Origin of the sequence: Arthrobacter sp. Y81, from assembly GCF_002929335.1 — a bacterium.
Lineage (GTDB): Bacteria > Actinomycetota > Actinomycetes > Actinomycetales > Micrococcaceae > Arthrobacter.
On record NZ_PJIL01000006.1, the window covers coordinates 58,988 to 77,491 of the forward strand.

The 18,504-nt window shown below is 64.3% G+C and carries 14 protein-coding genes; 7 read left to right on the top strand and 7 right to left on the bottom strand.

From position 1 onward, the window contains the following. Window positions 1-3 precede the first annotated feature (3 nt). From CXQ91_RS09800 to CXQ91_RS09810, 3 genes are all read right to left on the bottom strand, one after another. Window positions 4-1,662, bottom strand: a complete 1,659-nt coding sequence (locus CXQ91_RS09800; protein WP_104173739.1) for a sugar ABC transporter substrate-binding protein — start codon at window positions 1,660-1,662, stop codon at window positions 4-6. Window positions 1,663-1,724: 62 nt separating this feature from the next. Next, window positions 1,725-2,648: a carbohydrate ABC transporter permease gene (locus tag CXQ91_RS09805; protein WP_104173740.1), complete on the bottom strand. Its 924-nt coding sequence runs from the start codon at window positions 2,646-2,648 to the stop codon at window positions 1,725-1,727. A 29-nt stretch (window positions 2,649-2,677) separates the two neighbouring features. Then, entirely contained in the window at window positions 2,678-3,739 is a 1,062-nt protein-coding gene (locus CXQ91_RS09810; protein ID WP_374953645.1) for an ABC transporter permease, read from the bottom strand. A 280-nt stretch (window positions 3,740-4,019) separates the two neighbouring features. On the opposite strand from CXQ91_RS09810, the gene CXQ91_RS09815 reads away from it, so the two are divergent. Then, a complete protein-coding gene (locus CXQ91_RS09815; RefSeq protein ID WP_104173742.1) occupies window positions 4,020-4,871 on the top strand; it encodes a phytanoyl-CoA dioxygenase family protein in 852 nt (283 codons plus the stop codon). A gap of 73 nt (window positions 4,872-4,944) precedes the next feature. Here the strand turns inward: CXQ91_RS09815 and CXQ91_RS09820 are convergent, their stop codons facing one another. Together CXQ91_RS09820 and CXQ91_RS09825 are read right to left on the bottom strand one after the other, a co-directional pair. Next, window positions 4,945-5,778: an AraC family transcriptional regulator gene (locus CXQ91_RS09820; RefSeq protein ID WP_104173743.1), complete on the bottom strand. Its 834-nt coding sequence runs from the start codon at window positions 5,776-5,778 to the stop codon at window positions 4,945-4,947. Continuing rightward, a complete protein-coding gene (locus CXQ91_RS09825) occupies window positions 5,779-7,950 on the bottom strand; it encodes a glycoside hydrolase family 95-like protein (protein ID WP_146072317.1) in 2,172 nt (723 codons plus the stop codon). It abuts the gene before it with no gap. A 203-nt stretch (window positions 7,951-8,153) separates the two neighbouring features. Here CXQ91_RS09825 and CXQ91_RS09830 point away from each other — a divergent pair, with 203 nt between their 5' ends. Next, window positions 8,154-10,061, top strand: a complete 1,908-nt coding sequence (locus CXQ91_RS09830) for a DUF3472 domain-containing protein (RefSeq protein WP_146072318.1) — start codon at window positions 8,154-8,156, stop codon at window positions 10,059-10,061. A gap of 89 nt (window positions 10,062-10,150) precedes the next feature. Here CXQ91_RS09830 and CXQ91_RS09835 read toward each other — a convergent pair whose 3' ends face one another. Together CXQ91_RS09835 and CXQ91_RS09840 are read right to left on the bottom strand one after the other, a co-directional pair. Next, complete coding sequence (locus CXQ91_RS09835) at window positions 10,151-12,121, bottom strand: hypothetical protein (RefSeq protein WP_146072319.1); 1,971 nt, start codon at window positions 12,119-12,121, stop codon at window positions 10,151-10,153. A gap of 110 nt (window positions 12,122-12,231) precedes the next feature. After that, window positions 12,232-12,975 (bottom strand): FadR/GntR family transcriptional regulator, encoded by a 744-nt coding sequence (locus CXQ91_RS09840; RefSeq protein ID WP_104173906.1) that lies wholly within the window; start codon window positions 12,973-12,975, stop codon window positions 12,232-12,234. Between the two features lie 217 nt (window positions 12,976-13,192). Between CXQ91_RS09840 and CXQ91_RS09845 the strand changes: the two genes are divergently transcribed. From CXQ91_RS09845 to CXQ91_RS09865, 5 genes are all read left to right on the top strand, one after another. Beyond that, window positions 13,193-14,557 (top strand): MFS transporter, encoded by a 1,365-nt coding sequence (locus tag CXQ91_RS09845; protein ID WP_214954396.1) that lies wholly within the window; start codon window positions 13,193-13,195, stop codon window positions 14,555-14,557. Window positions 14,558-14,658: 101 nt separating this feature from the next. Continuing rightward, window positions 14,659-16,404, top strand: coding sequence for a dihydroxyacetone kinase family protein (locus CXQ91_RS09850; RefSeq protein WP_104173748.1), 1,746 nt, complete (start codon window positions 14,659-14,661; stop codon window positions 16,402-16,404). Then, window positions 16,401-16,871 (top strand): ribose-5-phosphate isomerase, encoded by a 471-nt coding sequence (locus tag CXQ91_RS09855; RefSeq protein ID WP_104173749.1) that lies wholly within the window; start codon window positions 16,401-16,403, stop codon window positions 16,869-16,871. Before CXQ91_RS09850 ends, CXQ91_RS09855 begins: the two co-directional genes overlap by 4 nt. Continuing rightward, complete coding sequence (locus CXQ91_RS09860) at window positions 16,855-17,673, top strand: triose-phosphate isomerase family protein (protein ID WP_258073921.1); 819 nt, start codon at window positions 16,855-16,857, stop codon at window positions 17,671-17,673. Before CXQ91_RS09855 ends, CXQ91_RS09860 begins: the two co-directional genes overlap by 17 nt. Next, window positions 17,670-18,503, top strand: coding sequence for a sugar phosphate isomerase/epimerase (locus CXQ91_RS09865; protein WP_104173751.1), 834 nt, complete (start codon window positions 17,670-17,672; stop codon window positions 18,501-18,503). Before CXQ91_RS09860 ends, CXQ91_RS09865 begins: the two co-directional genes overlap by 4 nt. Window position 18,504 lies beyond the last annotated feature (1 nt).

Genomic DNA, 18,504 nt, shown 5'->3' on the forward strand with positions numbered 1-18,504 from the left:
TTACTACGTGGTGAAGATCGGTACGCCCGCGGGCAAGGCCGCCTGATACTCTTCACGGATCTTGTTGCCGCCCTCTGACTGCCACCGCTTCACAGCGTCCTTGAGGACTCCCACCTTCTCCCGGCCGGTGATGACGTCAATGACCTTGTCGCGCAGCTGCTTGGTGACCTTTGCACCCACCTTGGCGTTGGTGTCCGAGTAGCTGCCGTTGGTCGGGTTACGCCAGGCCAGTTCGAGTAGCTTCTTCTGCTGCTCGTTGATGTACCGGGTGTCATCGTCGTAGCCCGGGTTGAAAACCACGTTCTCCGGGCTGGACATAATGTTCAGGGCCGAAGCGAGGCCGGGGATATTGGTGGCACCGGATTCACTGAGAACCGGGTTGCCGGCACCGTCCAGGGTGTAGTCCTGCCCGGTCTCGCCGTAGTTCTTCTGCATGTACTCCGCCGTGCCGAAAGGGGCCGACAGGTAGTTGATCAGCGCCAGCAGCTCGCGGATCCTGCCTTCGTCGGCTTTTTTGAACGGTGTGAAGCCGACTGTGCCATAGCCCATGTCGTAGACCGGCTTGATCTTGCCGTCGGCGCTGAAGGGGACCAGAAGGTCGAACTTGTCAGTCTTGTTCAGGCCGCGAAAGCTGCGGATGTCGTGCGGACCTACCAGAACCTGTGCGGCAACAGTGCCATTGGCCACACGGGTGCGGATGTCGGACGCCTTGCTGTCCGGGTAAAACACTCCGGCTGCAAACATCTTGGCAGTGAACTCCACACCGGCAGCGTACTCGTCAGTCTCGAAGAGGTGCGTCAGGGTACGGTCCTTGTTCACGGCCCAGCCGTTGGGGGCGCCATACCATTCGGTGACCATGTGGAGAATGTTTGTGTAGGCCGGTTCCAGCGCATACTTCTGCTCACCCGGGCGGGTCAGTTCCTTGGCTTTTTCGAGGAATTCATCGGCGCTGGCAGCATTCAGCCCGTCAACTGCCGCCCAGATGTCCCTTCGGCCGGACAAGACCTGACCGAAAGGCGTGCTGGGGATGGGTGCTCCCCAGATCCTGCCGTTGACGACGGCGGTCTTCCAGGAATCCGGCTTCAGCGCGGCCAGGTTGGGGTACTCGAGCACCGCGTCACCGGAGAGGTACGGTGTCAGGTCCTGAAATTTGGCTTCCAGCATGGGACCGATGTTGGGGATGCCCTGGTTCGGCGGAACCCACATCATGTCCGGGAGATCGTTGCTGGCAAGGACAGTGGCGAACTTCGCCGGGTAGCCATCTCCAATGTCCTCGGCAATCTGGAGATCCAGCTCGCCGCCCAGTTTGGCATTCAGACGCTGCCAGAAGGGGTTGTCCTTCATGGCCGGGCTCATGGTGTCGAAGGTTTCCGAAAGACCGGTCACCTTCCCCTTGAGCGGCGCGCTCTTGACGGACTTTACGGCTTCGGGGAGCTTGAAGAAGGCCGCCTGCAGTCCCTTTTCATTACCGGGAATGTCCGCGGCGAAGCCGGTAAATTCCTTGTAGGTGGGCAGCTTGAGTGCCGAGGAGGCGGCGGCGCCCCCACTGCTGGCGCCGCCGGTGCCGCAGGCGGCCAGGCCGGCAGTGGCGACGGTAAGGCCTGCAAGGCCGAGGAAGCCGCGTCGGCTGAATCCGGCCTGGCCGGAAGTAGCGTTCGTCATGGGCGTAAACCTTTCTAGTTTTGCTTGAGGAGTTGCCTGAAAGTGGGGAAGGAAAGGCAGGGTCAGCCTTTGACCGCGCCGGTGATAACGCCCTTTGCGAAGTGCTTCTGCAGGAACGGGTAGACCATGAGGATCGGGACGAGGGCAACTACCACGACTGCCATCTGGATTGATTGTGGCGGCGGGGTGGTGGTGATCCCGAGCCCGTCGGCCGCGCCGCTCCCCTGGACCACAAAGTTGCGCAGGAGGAGCTGGATTGGCCATTTACTGTGGTCGTTGATGTACAGGAGGGCGTTGAAGAAGGAGTTCCAAAAACCCACCGCGTAGAACAGACCCACCACTGCCACCACAGCTTTGGAAAGCGGCAGGACGATCTTCCAGAGAATCTGCCAGTCGCTCGCTCCGTCAATCCGGGCACTCTCAATCAACTCTCCGGGGATGTTCATGAAGAAGGAACGCATCACCACGAAGTTGAACGCACCGAAGATGCCCGGCAGGATCAAGGACCACAGGGAGTCCAGCAGATGGAGTTCGCGAATCAGGAGGAAAGAGGGAATGAGCCCGGGGGCAAACAGCAGCGTGAACAAGACAGCCAGGATCACGGGACGGCCAAAAATCACCGACCGACTGGTGGCATAGGCCATGGTGATAGTCACAAACAGCGCCAGCAGCGTGCCCACCACGGTGATGAAGAGACTGACTCCGAGCGATTGCAGAACCATGGGTCCACGAAAGATGGTCTGGTAGGCCTCCAGCGTCGGCCGCTCCGGCCACATGACGAACCCGCCAGCGGCCACGAGTTGTTCGTTGTCGGCCAGCGAAGTGGACACCACAAGGAGCATGGGAGCCAGGATGGAGATGCTGAAGAGCACCAGGACAACCGCTTTGATGCTCTGATAAAACAGCGAGGGTTTCTCTTTCCAGACGGGACGCTTGGAATCGCTCGCCAGCCCGGAAGCTTTCTTGGTAAACAGGGGTGTAGCCATGTGAGTCTCCTTTGCGGCGGCCGTTCCGGCTAGCCGACCTTTTTCGCAAAAATTCCGTCTTCGCCGAACTTGTGGGCAAGTTTGTTGGCCCCCCAGATCAGCACCAGACTGACCACGCCTTTGGCCAGGCCGGCGGCTGCACCCGAGCTCCAGCCACCGCCAACGACACCGGTGTAGTAAGTGAACGTGTCAAGGACTTCCGCGGCGCCTGCCCCCACAGCATCGCGTTGAAGGATGAACTGCTCAAAGCCAACGGACAGGATGTCTCCGATCCGGAGGATCAGCAGCAGGACGATGACGGGGCGCAGCCCGGGCAGTGTGATGTGCCAGACCCTTCGCCAGCGGCCGGCTCCGTCGGCGGCGGCAGCCTCGTAGAGGGATGCGTCAATGCTGGCGAGGGCGGCCAGGAAGATGATCATGGCCCACCCGGCGTCCTTCCAGATCATCTGGACAACCACCAGCACCGGGAAGGTGTCGGGATTGGTCATGAACGGGATGGTGTCCATGCCCATGTCCCGCAGCGAGTTATTGATGAACCCGGCGCCACCCAGCATCTGCTGGAAGAAGGCAATGACCAGGACCCAGGAGAGGAAGTGCGGCAGGTAGGCGATGCTCTGGAAGACCTTGCGGATGCGCGGGCTCATCAGCGAATCCACGATGAGGGCCAGGACGAGCGGCACCGGGAAGAGGAACACCAACTGCCAGCCGGCAAGATACAGCGTATTCCAAAACGCGTTGACGAAATCCGGATTGATAAACAGATCCGAAAAATTCTGCCAGCCCACCCAGAGGCTATCGCCGATGCCCAGATATGGCTGGTAGTCCTGGAAGGCGATCACGTTGCCAAGGATGGGTATGTAGAAAAATACGAGTAGAAACAGCACCCCCGGCAACATCATGACCAGCATTTGCTTGTCGCGACGCAGCCGGCTCATGAGGCTCTTGCGTTCTCCAGGTGTCCTCCCTGAGCTGCGCCGATCAGCGGCCCCGTTCGGATCCACTGGCGTGGTGGGCCCTCCTTCTCTGCCCCCCGCATCCTGCACGTGCTGTTGTGCCGGCGATGCCGTCACTTTCTCGGTAGTCGGGTTCACACTTTTCCTCCATGCAGACGCTCGTAATCCGTTTAGGTCATATAGCAGTCATGTGACGTGCACCACCTCTTTAACCGTTTAACAGATAGTAGAGCCCGGATCGGCTTTTTGCAAGAAGTTGATCGTTTGAGTGCAAAAACGCGCTCATTTATTCATTGAGACTTGTCCGGGGTGTGGCCGCGAAGATCGCCTTCACGGGATTTGCGTTCCTCACAAAAATGCAACAACCAGCGTGCGAAACTCCTAACGCCAAAGCCCAACCCGCCATCATGCTGGAGTCATGATCACTTCGAACGGGTATGTCCTTGACCAGTCCCCCGCACGGTTCGGGTATCTCCCTCCGGTGCCAGCGACTGAGCGCACCGACAAGGACGCACTGTGGCGGCGGCTGCGCAAAGACGGCTACCTCTATCTCAGCAACCACCTTGATCCCGGTGTGGTGAACAGTTTCCGGGAGTACTACTTCACGAAGTTGGCCGAGACGGGGCTGGTCCGCGTCGGGACCGAGCCTTCCTTGGGAGTGGGGGATGCGGGTGACTTAGACCGCGCGTCCCTTCGCCGCATACTTTTCGATGAGATAGTTCCTGGTGTTGCGTATGAGGGATTGACGGCACACCCGGACATCAAGGACTGGTTCGCCTGGTTGCTGGATGATGAGGTTCATCTGCACAAAAGGAAAATCATCCGGCACATTCGTCCCGGCGAGGCGGGCATCGGGACTGCAACGCAAGCCCACTACGACCTCGTGTATTTGAGGGAAGGCAGCGAACATGTCCTCTCGATGTGGATCCCGCTTGGCGATACACCGATCGAAATGGGCGGCCTGGCCTATCTGGAAGGAAGCCATCATTGGGCGTTAGCCGCCGAGCGGAATGGCACCCGGAAGCACCCGGCCGCTTCCATGACAGCCGACCTACCGGGGCTGGCTGACACCCATGATGCACGGTGGCTACTCAGCGATTTCCACGCCGGCGACGTCATGGTGCACTCCGCCTACACCGTCCACGCTGCAACGGACAATGTGGACCCGGAAAACAGGATCCGGCTCTCCACCGATATCCGCTACCAGCGGGCCGGCGAACCCATCGACTGGCGCTGGCAAGAGCATTGGTCCGATCAGGACGGACTATGACGAATGTGGCGCGAGGGGCCGTTGCTTCGGACCCCAGCCGCCCGGTTCTTCCCCTAGTCCGCGTCGCTGGGTTTCACTTCAGGGGACCGCCTCCGCCCGAGCGGCGGTGCTGGAGGCGGAAATGTGAAGGGGATAGCCCGACGCGCTGGGAGAACAACCTGCTGAAGTACGCGCCGTCGTCGTAGCCGGTCAGCCGTGCAACGCGTCCAATCGGATAGTCGGTGTCGGCCAGCAGTGACTGCGCCCGCGAAATCCGCAGCTGCAGGACAAATTCCTTGGGGCCTACCCCGGCTGCGGCCTGGACGATTTCCCGCAGACCTTGCGGGGTGAATCCGAGCCGTGCGGCTTGCTGGCCGGCGCCGAGGGGCAGATAGGCCAGTTCGCGCAGCCTGGCCAGAGTTGCCTCGGCCGCTCCGGCACTCACCTGACGGCCTTGCAGGGCAGCGCCCACGATGATCTGCTGGGCCGCCACCGACGAATCAAGGTCGCCACGCGGACCCTCCACGGCGAGCGCGTGCCGCAGGTCGGCGAACCGGACCAGCATCCCGCCCTCGCCCTGCAGGGTGACCAGCGGCCGGCCGCGGCTGAAGCAGCCAAGTTCCTCGAATGCCCGCGCACTGGCACCGGCAAAAAGCACCCAATGCTCCCGCCAGCCTGATGTGCCCGGACCGTAGCCGTGCTCAACTCCGGGAAAAATCCAAATCAACGACGGCGCTGTGACAGGAACGTTCTTCCCCGCGTAATTGAGCCACCCGGTTCCTTGCGACACGACGACGAGTGCATGGCACGACAGGGTACGGCGGGAAACCGGTGGGAGCACCCCTTCCTGCTCGCCGGCACCGAGACACGCCAGGCCCAGCTCACGCAGCGGCGGTGAGGCGCGGCGGTAACGTGTCCACGTTTCCATCTAGAGCACGACGGGCCGGGCGGCGTTGGCTGATTCGGCGGGGTAATGGAGCGGTCTTACCAGGGTGGCCGTCACCACATCACCTTCCTGGAGCTGGACCTCGAAGTTTTCACCAAGTTTCAGTACACCTGAAACAGACCATGCAGGTTCCCGGCCACCGAAGTTGTCGCGGATTCTAACGGCTCCGTCCTTGCCCGCCACCACCGCAAATGATGTCGTGGCATTGTTTTCCCGCCGGGCCGACACCCGGTGTCCCCCTTCGGCTCTTAGGTCGTCAAAGCTGACGTCATGCCAGCGCCAGGGCACGGCAGGGAACAATCGGATGACCTCGGTGTCAGTCCTGCCGGGTGTTGGACTCCAGCTTTGCAAGAGCATTTCCTGTGCAACCTGCATGGCGGCAAAGTTGCCTTCCAAGGTGAACGGGCGGTACGTGAAATCAGAAAAGCCCAGACCGGATTGATCGCCGTTGATATGGAAACCGTTGCGCGAAACGAAGGCGCGGGTGAAAACATCCAACTGGCGGACAGCTTCCTCACCATCGCCAACACGGGCCCGCAGACACCCCATCCACGCCCACGAGTAGCCGCACCATTGCCCGGTGCCCAGCTTGTCCCATGCCCTGATGGAGCCTTGAATGCGTTCGTTGTCCTTCGCCCCGCCGTCAACGGAGATCAGGTTGAAGGGGAAGATTCCGATCAAATTGGACAGGTGGCGGTGACTTTCGCGTAGCGGAGTTTCGCTGTCGAGCAAGAGTTCGCCGTCCCCGGATGTGTGAAAATCTCCCAGTCCTGCGGCCAAGAGTGCCCATTTCCGGGCATCGGCCGCCATGTTCTGGGCGGTCGCCATTTCCTGAAGGGAAAAGAAGAGCATCTTCATGCACATAAGGTCATAGTTGCTGTTGGGTCTAAGCCAAGCTTGATTGCTGTTGTCGAAGATTTCCGGCGATGACGATCTTGGCAAGACCAGAACGCCACCTTCATCATCTGCGAGCAGTTCTTCCATGCACTGGCCAACCCCGCTGCACCACGGATATGCGCGTTCCGCCAGGAAAGTGCGGTCTCCGGTGTAACGCCAGTGCAGGTAGAACAGATGCGCATTCCAGGCGCTCATGGTAGGAGACATGGCATATTGGCTCCAGCCACCCAGGGGCTGGCCGGCCAATGACATGACACCCGGGGATGCGAGGCCGCCTGTCCCATAGAAATCCTGGGCGAACTGGCGGAAAGCCGGTGTCAGGCTCCACAGAATATCCAGATAGCTCTCGCCGGCCTCAAAGTTGCCGGCTTCCTGGTAGGCGGAGTAGGTCAGCTGTGTATTGAGGTCATTGTGGTAGTCACCCTTCCATGGCGGCAGACCGCCATCGTCGGCAGTCCACACGCCTTGCAGGGGCATTGGCGGGGCCCCTTTGCGCGAACCGGCACCGTAAAGGTAGCGGGTGAACTGGTAGTTCCGTTGAATATGGGGCTCAGGTATCTCGATCGATGACTGTGCCCAGAAGCAGCGCCACCAAGAGACATGGTCCGCAAGCACTCCCGCGTAGTCCTTGTCCAATGCCCGGCCGCATCGAGACTTGGCCAGGGCCAGTAGATCTTGTCCGGGCTCGCAGTCATTCGTAGAAGTGACTGCTATGGCCAGGAGTGTCTCATTTTCGGAGCGCTGGATGGTGATGCAGGCGCAGTATTCGAAGCCGTCGGCAGCATCCTGAACGAACCATTGCATTTCCGTGGATTCTCCGGACGTTGCTGGCGAATACCCGAGCGCGGCAATTGCTTCGGCGTCGGCCAGGTTCAATTCGAAGGAATTGATGCTCTGCGCCGGATCGAGCCTTAGTTCCAGCCTGCCGGCAGGCAGCTTGGTCGGAGTAAGTCCCTCATAGTATTTGCCCCAGGGATCGGCCTCGCCCCGCGTGCTTTGCCACGGATGCTTCTTCCACCATTCGGTTTCGCCGGTGGTTCGCTCGTCCCAGAGATCGCCGCGGTCAAGGGACAGGCGCAGGGTATTCCCCTCGCCCCACAGGAGCCCTCCCATCAGGCCGTTGCCGAGTGGAATGGCGTCCTCCCACGAGGTGATGGGTGCGATAAGTCGCAGGTTGTCCTTCGTCTCCGGTGGCCTGTTCGTCGGCGCCGCCAGCGACCGGCGCAAAGACGGGCTAGTAGGTGGCTGTGGTTTCATCACGTTCCCTCAGACCTATCTTCGGTAGACCTATCAACGACCGACGGGTCCTGTCCACGGCCGTTCCACGATTTCATTCTATGCTTCTTTTTGATTCAAAAAGATATTTTTTGATCAACTATTGTCATTTTGTCGGCGCATGGGGCACTCTTGAACTCGTCCGCAAGAACATGGCTGATATCCCCAAGGAAGAGGATTCCCCTATGGCAATGAACACGCGAATGCGCGGAGGGCTGGCCCTGCTGACCGCCGCGGCCCTGGTCAGCGGAACAGCGGCGGCGTCCGCAGACCTCGGCAGCTCGGATGGAAACTCAAGCGGTTCCGTGGCCGCGGCCTTCAATAACGTGGGCATCACAGACGCATCCACCCTTGCCAAGGGCCAGCTGGACGCCGCGCGGAGTTCCTTCAGCGCCGCCGGACTGACTGCCGCTGGCTACCCGCCCGGCGCCACCGTAACTGCCGCCGGCATCGACTTCACCATGCCGGACACCGCACCCGGAGAACCGGACAACATCGCACCCAACGCGGAACCCAGCAGGATCAAGCTCCGCGGCCAGGGCAACGCCGTCGCGTTCCTCGCCACCACCACCAGCGGCAGCCGCCCCTTCAACGTCACGGTGACGTACAAGGACAAGAGCACGCTCCAGACCTTCGCGCTGACCAACACCTGGACTACGGCCACACCAGATCCGCTGGAGCTTGTCCACGATGCTTTCCGCGTTTCCGGCCGCAACACTCCTGCCGGCGCAGACGTGGACACTTCCAAGCAGTACGGCATGTTTGTCAGCGGAATAAACATCGATCCCGCCAAGGAAGTCAAGGAAATCGCCGTTAGCGGCAACGGCCTGGTGCATATCTTCGATGCCCGGATCGTCACCGTGCCGGCACCGTTCAAGGTTGACTCCCGTGGCGGACGCACCCCGCAACCCAACAGCTGCGACCCCCTGGTGTCGGGACAGGGAATCTGTGACGCGCAGGCCGCGGGGATCTTTGAGAAGGCTGATCCCTCGGCCCACCTGAGGTACACCACACAAAACGGCGTGCTCCCGGCGGATGCCAACGCCTTCTACAACGAGGTCACGCCACTCAGCAGTGCTCCCGCGAGCTATTTTATGACCAACGGTTTCAACGGCGGCTACTTCGGTATCCAGGAGCTGGAGGACCGTTCGAAAATCGCTATCTTCTCCATCTTCGGTCCGCAAAAGGGACAGGTGCCGGATGGCAGACTCTCCTCAAAGGTTCTTTACACCATCCCCGGCGGCAGCCTGGTGATCCACGGCGAGTATGCCGGCGGCCCCAGCATCCGCATTCCGTTCAACTGGGAGCCCGGTAAGAACTACGCCACCATGATCACCGAGCAGACGGATACCTCGGACGGCCACGCCAAGATCGTCACCGCCTGGATCAACCTGAAGCCCACCGACGAGGCGCCGGAGTGGACCCGCCTGATGACTGTCCGCACCGAACGCCCCGCGGCGCAGACCAACCTCAGCGGCCTGTACTCCTTCATCGAGGACTTCAAGCGGGACAACCTGTTTACCGCCGGACGCGCCCGCACGGCGTCCTACGGCAACGCGTACACCTTCTCCCCCGCCAAGGATTCCTGGGTTCCGCTGAACAAGGTCTCTTTCACTGGCCAGATGTCCCGGCTCTTCACCATCCAGAATGATGCCTTCCCCACCGCAGGCCAGCCCTGCAAGGTGACGGAAACCGTCACCGGAAGCAGCATCCCGTTCCGGGAGGCCCGCTCCAACGTGAACTCCATCTGGAACACGGCGTCCAAATCCTGCCGGAATCCGGGTAACGCGGCGCCCATCGCCGCCGCGAAAAGAGATGCCCCGCTATACGTCCAGGAGACCTTCGCCAGCATCACGGCAACCGTCAGCGGCACCGCCCTGGCCGTCACCGGGTCCCCCTATGCCAACGACGAACCCCTGGACGTCTCCGTCGACGGCGCGTCCGTGGCCACCACCGCAACGGCCACCGCGGACGGAAAACTGGCCAACACGGCCATCACGCTGACTGCACCACTAGCCGCCGGCGCCCACAAGGTAACCGTGACAGGCAAAAGCAGCGGACTGAGCGGCACTGCCACGGTCACTGTTCCGTAGCGGCAAAACTCAGGGGCACAAAGACGGCGGTCCGGTCACCTACAGGTGACCGGGCCGCCGTCCGGTCTCGCGGAAGAAGGGCCGGCCGGTCAGTCCCCGAAGGTGACGACGGCGGTGGACCACGGTCCCAGCGTTACCGCGGTGGCGCCGTCGTCCGCGGGATCCGCCACCGCGGTGGCGCCGGCCGCGGCCCCGATCACCGTCACCTCTGCCGCCGCATTGGCGCCGCCCGGCAGGGACAGCACCGCTGTGGCTTCGCGCGGGCTGAGGTTGCCCAGGAACACCTGCAGGCCGGCGGCTGACTGCACCGGGTAGACCGTCACCAGGGTCTGCCCGGCGGCCCGTTGAACCGGCTGCCGGGTGGCGGCCAGCACCGGTTCCCCCTTGCACGCGGCAAGCTTTTGCAGCAGCTCTCCGGCGGGATTGAGGGTGCCGTCTGCTGCAGCGATGCCCCGCGGAGATCCGGCCTCGAAGTACGTTACGGAGGCCACGCCCTCGAAGGTCAGGGCGTGGAGGCTGGCCAGGGTCCACGCTGCGGTGAAGCTGTGGTCCTGGAGCTCATCGCCGTCGGCGTGCTGGCCAGGGGCGTGGAACCGGGGCTTGAGGGTAATGGGGCCCACGTGGACAGGGCGCCCTTCCCCGAGCCTTACGGCATTGGCCGCGGCGACCCCATGGATGGGTACGGTCTCCGCGATGTGGGGAATCTCCGTGCTGTGGACCTGCGGCGTGAGGCTGAAGGCGAGGGCATCGGCGTCCTGCGGGACTGGGCTGCCGCCGCCGGCAATCCACCGGTTAAGTTCGGTGAAATTCGAGCGAGTGCCGGCCAGGAGCTGCCCGCTGAATCCTGCGAGCTGCAGCGGCTCCTTCAGCGCGGTCCACGCCGCCGGATCCGTGCACTGCGTTTCAGGGTGGAACAGTCCCAGGCGAACGATCCGCGACAACTGCCCGCCGAGGGCTCCGCTGAGGGCTTCCGCCACGCCGTCCGCGGACGCCGAAACGACCCGTACATCCAGCGCCGCGCCGTGGCGGTCGGCCTCCCGGGCTGCTGCGGCAAGCTTGGCCGGCCAGAACTCCCGGGGTTCGTACAGTTCCACCAGGACGGCGTCGAGGCCGGGAAGCTGTGCTCCCTCCCCGGCGTTTGCGGCAGCCGCTCCGGCCGGGTCCACGCCCGCCGGGTCCACGCCCGCCGAGTCCACGCCGGCCGGGTCCACGGAGAGCGCCAGCGCCGGGACAGTGCCCACCGGCTCGCCCACCGTGAAGGCCACGCGGTCGTAGCCGCCGGGGGCGGGGTTGTCCGGCGTCTCGATGCTGAGGGCCTCAATGCTGACCGACTGGGTCACGGTGTCACCCGCGGCCACGTCCACCGGGATGGGCAGTGCGGACGGGGTGCTGTAGGTCTTGAAGGACCCGTCGCTCCAGTTCCGCTGGTCCTCGGTTTCGAAGATGTCCCCGGAAAAGCCAAGGTCGAAGGCGGTCCCCGCGTCGGCCCACTCCAGCGAGGAGATGTCCGTGAAAACCAGGTCCGGCCTGATATCCGTGGGGAAGGCCCCGGCGGTTACGTTGCCGTCCGGCGACACCACGCTGACGTCCCGTCCGGCTTCGCTGGTGGGATGGAGGACCACCAGGCCGATCCTGTTCCGCCGGAACGCTGTCTTCGCCCGGCCCGAGAACGATACCTCCACTGTGGCCGGAGTGATCCGGAGCATCAGCATGGCTTCGAAGGCGGGGGCAGCGGCGTCCGCCGAGCCGGGTGCCGCATAGTCTACGTGGAGACGGAGGCTGACGCCGTCATCGTCCTTCAGGTCCGTAAGGTCCCGTACCGACGGCGCAAAAGTACGCCATTCGTGGTCCCGCACCACCGCTTTGATGGCACGAAGCACGGGCCTGCCGCCATAGCTGATGTTCGCCAGTTCGTCCCCCACCAGCTCCGCCGTCCAGACGCCCACGGCGAGCTTGCGGATCTGCGGATCAAGGCGCCGTTCGAGCGCGGGGCGCTGGTCGGATACCGACTGGGCGGACAATGTTGCGGAGTGCAGTGTTGCGGAGTGCTCGGTAGTCACGGAAGGCTGCTCTCTGGTGGCTGGTGACTGCACCCAGCTGACCCAGGGCGGTCCTGTCGCCTTGACGATATCGGATGGGGCGCGGCGGCTCAATGGCCGTCCGCCAGTGGTTACTGCGCGGCGTCGTACCCGGCCAGCAGGCGGCGCGAGGCTGTAGTCATGTGGGAGGCCATGGCCTTCGTGACTGCTTCGGCATCGTGCGATTCGAGCGCTTCGAAAATGGCCCGGTGCTCTGCGAGCGCGGCGGCAGCGTGCCCTTCATCAGTCAGTGCACGGTCAACCCAGATCCGCAGCAGCGAGCGGATGCTCTGCAGAAGCTCCTGCAGTACCTGGTTTCCGGAGCTCGTGGCGATTTCCTTGTGGAAGGCGGCGTCGGCTTCCACGAATGCTGCCAGATGGTCCAGGTTCTTTTCCATGGCGTCGAGGTTGGCGCGCATGCGCCCCAGTGCCTCGTCGGTGATCCTGGCTGCCGCAAGCTGCCCGGCCTGGACCTCGAGGCCGCTCCGCAGCTCAACCAGCTCACGCGTCCTCGGCTCACCCAGCATGAGTCCCCAGCTGAGGGTCCGCGGCAGGAGTTCGGAGACGCCGTCGCGCAGGTACGTCCCCGACCCCGGGCGGACGATCACGATGCCCAGGATTTCCAGGGCGGCCAGCGCTTCGCGGACCGCCGAGCGGCCCACCCCGAGCGAAGCAGCCAGCTGGCGCTCGGCAGGAAGGCGGGTTCCGGCGGCGATGTCACCGCTGGTGAAGTAGGCCATCAGCCTCTCGGCAACCTCGGAGACGACAGAACCCTGCCCCATGGAACCGAGCGCGGCGCTGATTTTGGCCGTCGAGGCGGCGGAGTTTGCTGACACAGTCTCAGCGTAGCAACCGGACGCGGTCATGCAGGGTGTCCAAGCCTCTCGGAAAATAAACCAGTCAACCGGTTGACCAATTTATCGATTCTGGCTTATGGTGGAAGTCACAGGCCTAGCCCCCCACCTTGATATGCACACCCGGCGCTAAGCCTCGAAACCAGCCCCACGCCTCCAGCGCAGGATGCGGCCGGGACACCAACATCTAGGAGTCAACGTGGACACCACACAATCGGTGGTCGAAAAATCTGCAATCAGGAAAGTGGCGATCCGGCTGGTGCCGTTCGTTGCCCTGATGTTCTTCATCAACTACCTGGACCGGACGGCCATTTCGTTCGCCGGCCCTAACGGCATGAACACTGACCTGGCCCTCTCGGCAGCCCAGTTCGGCTTCGCGTCCGGCGTCTTCTTCATCGGCTACATCCTGCTCGAGATACCCAGCAACCTGGCACTGCACAAGTTCGGCGCCCGCCGCTGGCTGGCCCGGATCATGGTCAGCTGGGGCATCGTGTCCCTGCTGTTCACCTGGGTGGGCAGCGTGGAGCACCTCTACATCCTGCGCTTCATCCTGGGCGTGGCCGAGGCCGGCTTCTTCCCCGGCGCCATCCTCTTCCTCAGCCTCTGGGTTCCGTCCCGGCACCGCAGCAAGATCCTCGCCCTGTTCTACTTGGCGCAGCCGCTGACCACCGTCATTGGTGCCCCGCTGGCCGGCCTCCTCATCCAGCAGCACGGCCTCTTCGGCCTCTCCGGCTGGCGCGTAATGTTCCTCGGCGTAGCGCTTCCGGCCATCATCGTCGGCGTCATCGCCTGGTTCTACCTCGCTGACTCCCCCGCGAAAGCCAAGTGGCTCACCGCCGAGGAAAAGACCTGGCTGACCGGCGCCCTGGAGACCGAAAAGAAGGCGACCACCGCCAGCAACAAGCACGTCAGCGTCCGCACCGTCTTCGGCAACGGCAGGGTCTGGATGCTCTCGGCCATCTACTTCGGCTTCATCTACGGCCTGTATGCCCTCGGATTCTTCCTGCCGACCATCATCGCCGGTTTCGAAGGCATCTACGGCACCAAGTTCGATGTGCTCCAGAAGGGCCTCATCACCGCCATCCCGTACCTGCCGGCGGCCTTTGCCCTGTACTTCTGGTCCAAGGACGCCACCAAGCGCGGCGTCAAGACCTGGCACATCGCCCTTCCGGCCCTCATCGGCGGCCTGAGCATCCCGCTGGCACTGTTCGCCGGCTCGCCGGCCGCCACGATCGCCGTCATCACCATCACGGCCATGTCCATTTTCGCCGCACTGCCCAACTTCTGGACCGTGCCCACCCAGTTCCTCACCGGCGCAGCAGCTGCTGCCGGCATCGCCCTGATCAACACCGTGGGCAACCTGGCCGGCTTCAGCGCCGGCTACGTCACCGGCTGGCTCAAGGACCTGACCGGCGGGTACACGGTGCCGATGTTCGTCGTCGGCGGCTTCATGCTCCTGTCCTCCATCCTCATGGTGGCGCTGAGCCGCTCCGGCAAGGTCAGCGAAGGCATCCCGGCTGAAGCCCTGGACCCTGCGGGGGCCGGACACCACGCAGAGCCGTAGCAGACCCGGGGGCGTCCCCCTTACCCGGGGACGCCTCCGCACCAACCCCACCCCGTACCACCCGAACCGACTTCCCCGTAGTTAGGCCCAGGAGCTTTCCCATGACCCGCCTGTTCAATGAACCTTCAGCCTTCGCTGACGAGATGATCGAAGGCTTTGCCGCCTCCCACGGCCGCTGGGTGAAGCGCGTCTCCGGCGGCGTCGTCCGCAACACCAAGAGCACCCCGGACACGGTGGCCCTGGTGATCGGCGGGGGCTCCGGCCACTACCCGGCGTTCGCCGGCCTGGTGGGACAGGGCCTTGCGCACGGCGCCGCGATGGGCAACCTTTTCGCGTCCCCCTCCGCGCAGCAGGTCTACAACGTAGCGAAGGCCGCCAACAACGGGGCCGGTGTGCTGCTGGGCTACGGCAACTACGCCGGCGACGTCCTGCACTTCAACCAGGCCCAGGACCGCCTCCGCAAGGAAGGCATCGACTGCCGCAGCATCGCCGTCACCGACGACGTCTCCTCCGCCCCGCTCGCCGAGCGCGCCAAGCGCCGCGGCATCGCCGGGGACCTGACCGTCTTCAAGGTGGCCGCCGCGGCCGCAGAGGCCGGCCACTCCATGGACCGGATCATGGACATCGCCGAGCGCGCCAACGACCGCACCCGCTCTTTCGGCGTGGCCTTCACCGGCTGCACCCTGCCGGGCGCCGACCACCCGCTGTTCTCCGTCCCCGAGGGCCGGATGGCCGTCGGCATGGGCATCCACGGCGAGCCAGGCATCGGCGAGACGGACATCCCGACGGCGGACGAACTCGCCGAACTCCTCGTTTCCAAGCTCCTCACCGAAGTCCCCGAGGGCCTGGAAACCAAGGGGGCGCGGGTGGTCCCGATCCTCAACGGCCTGGGCAGCATCAAGTACGAGGAGCTGTTCGTCGTCTACCGCCGCGTCGCCCAGCTCCTGGCCGGGGCCGGCCTGGAACCCGTGGACCCGCAGGTGGGCGAACTCGTGACCAGCTTCGACATGGCCGGTACCTCCCTCACCCTCTTCTGGCTCGACGACGAACTCGAGACACTCTGGAACGCCCCCGCCGACGCCCCGGCCTTCCGCCGCGGCGCAGTCGCCGCCGAAGCCCTGGACGCGTCCGACGGCAGCGAGCTTGCCGACGTCGAACTCTCCATTCCTGACGCAACGGAGGAGTCCCGCGCCGGCGCCGTCCGGGTCCTCGCCGCGCTGGGCGCCGCGAAGGCCGTGGTGGACGCCAACGCCGACGAGCTCGGCCGGATCGATGCCATCGCCGGCGACGGCGACCACGGCATCGGCATGGAACGCGGCGTCCGCGCCGCCGTCGACGCAGCCCGCGACGCCGTCGCCCGCGGCGCCGGGGCCGCCACCACGCTGCACTTCGCCGCAGACGCCTGGGCCGACAAGGCCGGCGGCACCTCCGGTGCCCTCTGGGGCATGGCCCTGCGGGCCGTCGGTGACGCCGTGGGCGACACCGAAGCCCCCGACGCCGGGGCTGTCGCCGCCGGAGTCGCCGGCGCCGCGGCCGCGATCATGGACTTCGGCAAGGCCAAGCCCGGGGACAAGACCCTGGTGGACGTCCTGGTCCCGTTCCGCGACGCCCTGGCAGCAGGGGTCGAGGCAGGCAAGTCCCTCACTGACGCGTGGGGCGCCGCCGCAACCGTTGCGCAGCAGGCCGCCGAAGACACCGCCGCGCTGCTGCCCCTGATGGGCCGCGCCCGCCCGCACGCGGAGAAGAGCCTCGGCACCGCGGACGCGGGAGCGGTGTCCATGGCACTGATCGTCCGGGCCGTCCACAACACCCTCATCGAACAGACAGCTATTAAGGAGAAAGCATGAGCGCCAAACTGCGCCTGGTCATCGGAGCCGACGACGCCGGATTCGAATACAAGGAAGCCCTGAAGGCTGACCTGGAGGCATCCGATCTGGTCGAATCCGTGACCGACGTCGGGGTGGATGCCACCAGCCACACCCCCTACCCATCCGTGGCCATCGCCGCCGCCGAACTCATCGCCGCCGGAAAGGCCGACCGCGCCCTGCTGGTCTGCGGCACCGGGCTCGGCGTGGCCATCGCCGCGAACAAGGTCCCCGGCGTCCGCGCCGTCACCGCGCACGACAGTTTCTCGGTGGAACGCTCCGTGCTGAGCAACAACGCCCAGGTCCTCACCTTCGGCCAGCGCGTCGTCGGACTGGAACTGGCCCGCCGGCTCGCCCGCGAATGGCTTACCTACGCCTTTGACGAGACCTCCGCATCGGCCGAAAAGGTCACCCTGATTAAGGACTATGAAGGTGTCACTTCCTGCTAAACACTCCGGCCCTCAGCGCCCCAGTGCAGTGATCGGCGTCAGCCTCAAGATGTACTTCGGCTACGAACGCACGCTCGAATACTGCCGCGAAGTTGCCACCATTGCGTTCGCGCATCCGGCGGTCCAGAGCGGCGACATCGAACTGTTCGTGCTGCCCACCCTGCCGGTACTGCCCGAAGCGGCCCGCATCCTCGGAACCGCAGGGGCAGCCGCCGGCGCCCAGGACATCTTCTGGGAAGACGAAGGACCCTACACCGGCGAGGTCGGCGGCAAGACCGTTGCCGAACTCGGCGGCAAGTACGCAGAAGTGGGCCATGCCGAACGCCGCCGGATCTTCGGCGAGGACGACAGGATCATCGGGCTGAAGACCGCTGCGGCGTACCGCAACGGCCTGACCCCCGTCCTGTGCGTCGGCGAACTGGTGCAGGGCTCCGTGGAGGAGGCCGTTACCCTCTGCAGCGCCGAGATCGACGCGGCCCTGGTGCGGGCCCAGTCCCTCGGACCCGCCGGCCGGACCATCGTGGCCTACGAGCCGCAGTGGGCCATCGGCGCACCCGAACCTGCCACCCCGCAGTACATCAGCGCCGTCATCGCGGGGCTGGACGCGCACCTGCGCTCCCTGCCCGGCCAGGCGGACAGCCGGGTCATTTACGGCGGCAGCGCCGGCCCCGGCCTGATCAGCCAGCTCGAGATGCCCGTCGCCGGGCTGTTCCTGGGCCGCTTCGCCCACGATCCGAAGGCGCTCAAGGCCATCCTGGACGAGACTGCTGCGCGGCTTGCCGCGAACAAGGTGGCCGCATGAGCCGCCTCGGCCAGGGCTCAAGAATTGAATTGGGCTCACGGATTGGATTGAGCAGCTACGCGTTCTTCTGGCAGCTCTCGGACCAGGTCTCCGAGCCGCTCAGTATCCACCAGGCACTGGAGCGGACGGCGGCCCTGGGCGTGGAGCTCTTCCAGATCTGCGACTACGCCCCGCTGGAATCCATGACCGAGACGGAACTCGAAGCCGTGCGGGCCACCGCGGACCGCCTCGGCGTCGCGCTGGAACTGGGCACCAAGGGCATCCGCCCGGAGCACCTGCGCAAGTTCCTGCACATCGCCGGGATCCTCGGATCTCCCCTGCTGCGGACCATGTTCAACGTCCCGGGCCACACCCCGACGGCGGACGAGGCGGCAGCGATCTTCACCGAGGTCCTGCCGGAATTCGAGGCAGCCGGGGTGAAGATCGCGGTGGAGACCTACGAACAGGTCCCCACCTCACGGATCCTGGACGTGATCCGCCGCGTGGATAGCCCCTACCTGGGCATCTGCAGCGATCCGGCCAACACGGTCGCGGCGCTGGAGATGCCGCGTGAGGTGATTGACGCCGTCGCGCCTTACGTCCTCAACATGCACATCAAGGACTTTGCGTTCAGCCGCAAGGAGGGGTGGGTCGGGTTCACGTACTCCGGCGCTCCCCTCGGCGAAGGCCTTCTCGACTATGACTACATGGCCGGGAAGTTTCAGCCCAAAGAAAGAAACATCAACCAGATCGTCGAACACTGGCTGCCGTGGCAGGACTCCGAGGCGGAAACCATCCGCCTCGAAAACCAGTGGACCCAGCAAAGCATCGATTTCCTAAGGAGCAAGTGAA

Bases quoted from the DNA above. Each gene is read 5' to 3' on its own strand.
- CXQ91_RS09800 (WP_104173739.1), bottom strand. From the start codon at position 1,662: ATGACGAACGCTACTTCCGGCCAGGCCGGATTCAGCCGACGCGGCTTC.
- CXQ91_RS09805 (WP_104173740.1), bottom strand. From the start codon at position 2,648: ATGGCTACACCCCTGTTTACCAAGAAAGCTTCCGGGCTGGCGAGCGAT.
- CXQ91_RS09815 (WP_104173742.1), top strand. From the start codon at position 4,020: ATGATCACTTCGAACGGGTATGTCCTTGACCAGTCCCCCGCACGGTTC.
- CXQ91_RS09820 (WP_104173743.1), bottom strand. From the start codon at position 5,778: ATGGAAACGTGGACACGTTACCGCCGCGCCTCACCGCCGCTGCGTGAG.
- CXQ91_RS09825 (WP_146072317.1), bottom strand. From the start codon at position 7,950: ATGAAACCACAGCCACCTACTAGCCCGTCTTTGCGCCGGTCGCTGGCG.
- CXQ91_RS09830 (WP_146072318.1), top strand. From the start codon at position 8,154: ATGGCAATGAACACGCGAATGCGCGGAGGGCTGGCCCTGCTGACCGCC.
- CXQ91_RS09850 (WP_104173748.1), top strand. From the start codon at position 14,659: ATGACCCGCCTGTTCAATGAACCTTCAGCCTTCGCTGACGAGATGATC.
- CXQ91_RS09855 (WP_104173749.1), top strand. From the start codon at position 16,401: ATGAGCGCCAAACTGCGCCTGGTCATCGGAGCCGACGACGCCGGATTC.
- CXQ91_RS09865 (WP_104173751.1), top strand. From the start codon at position 17,670: ATGAGCCGCCTCGGCCAGGGCTCAAGAATTGAATTGGGCTCACGGATT.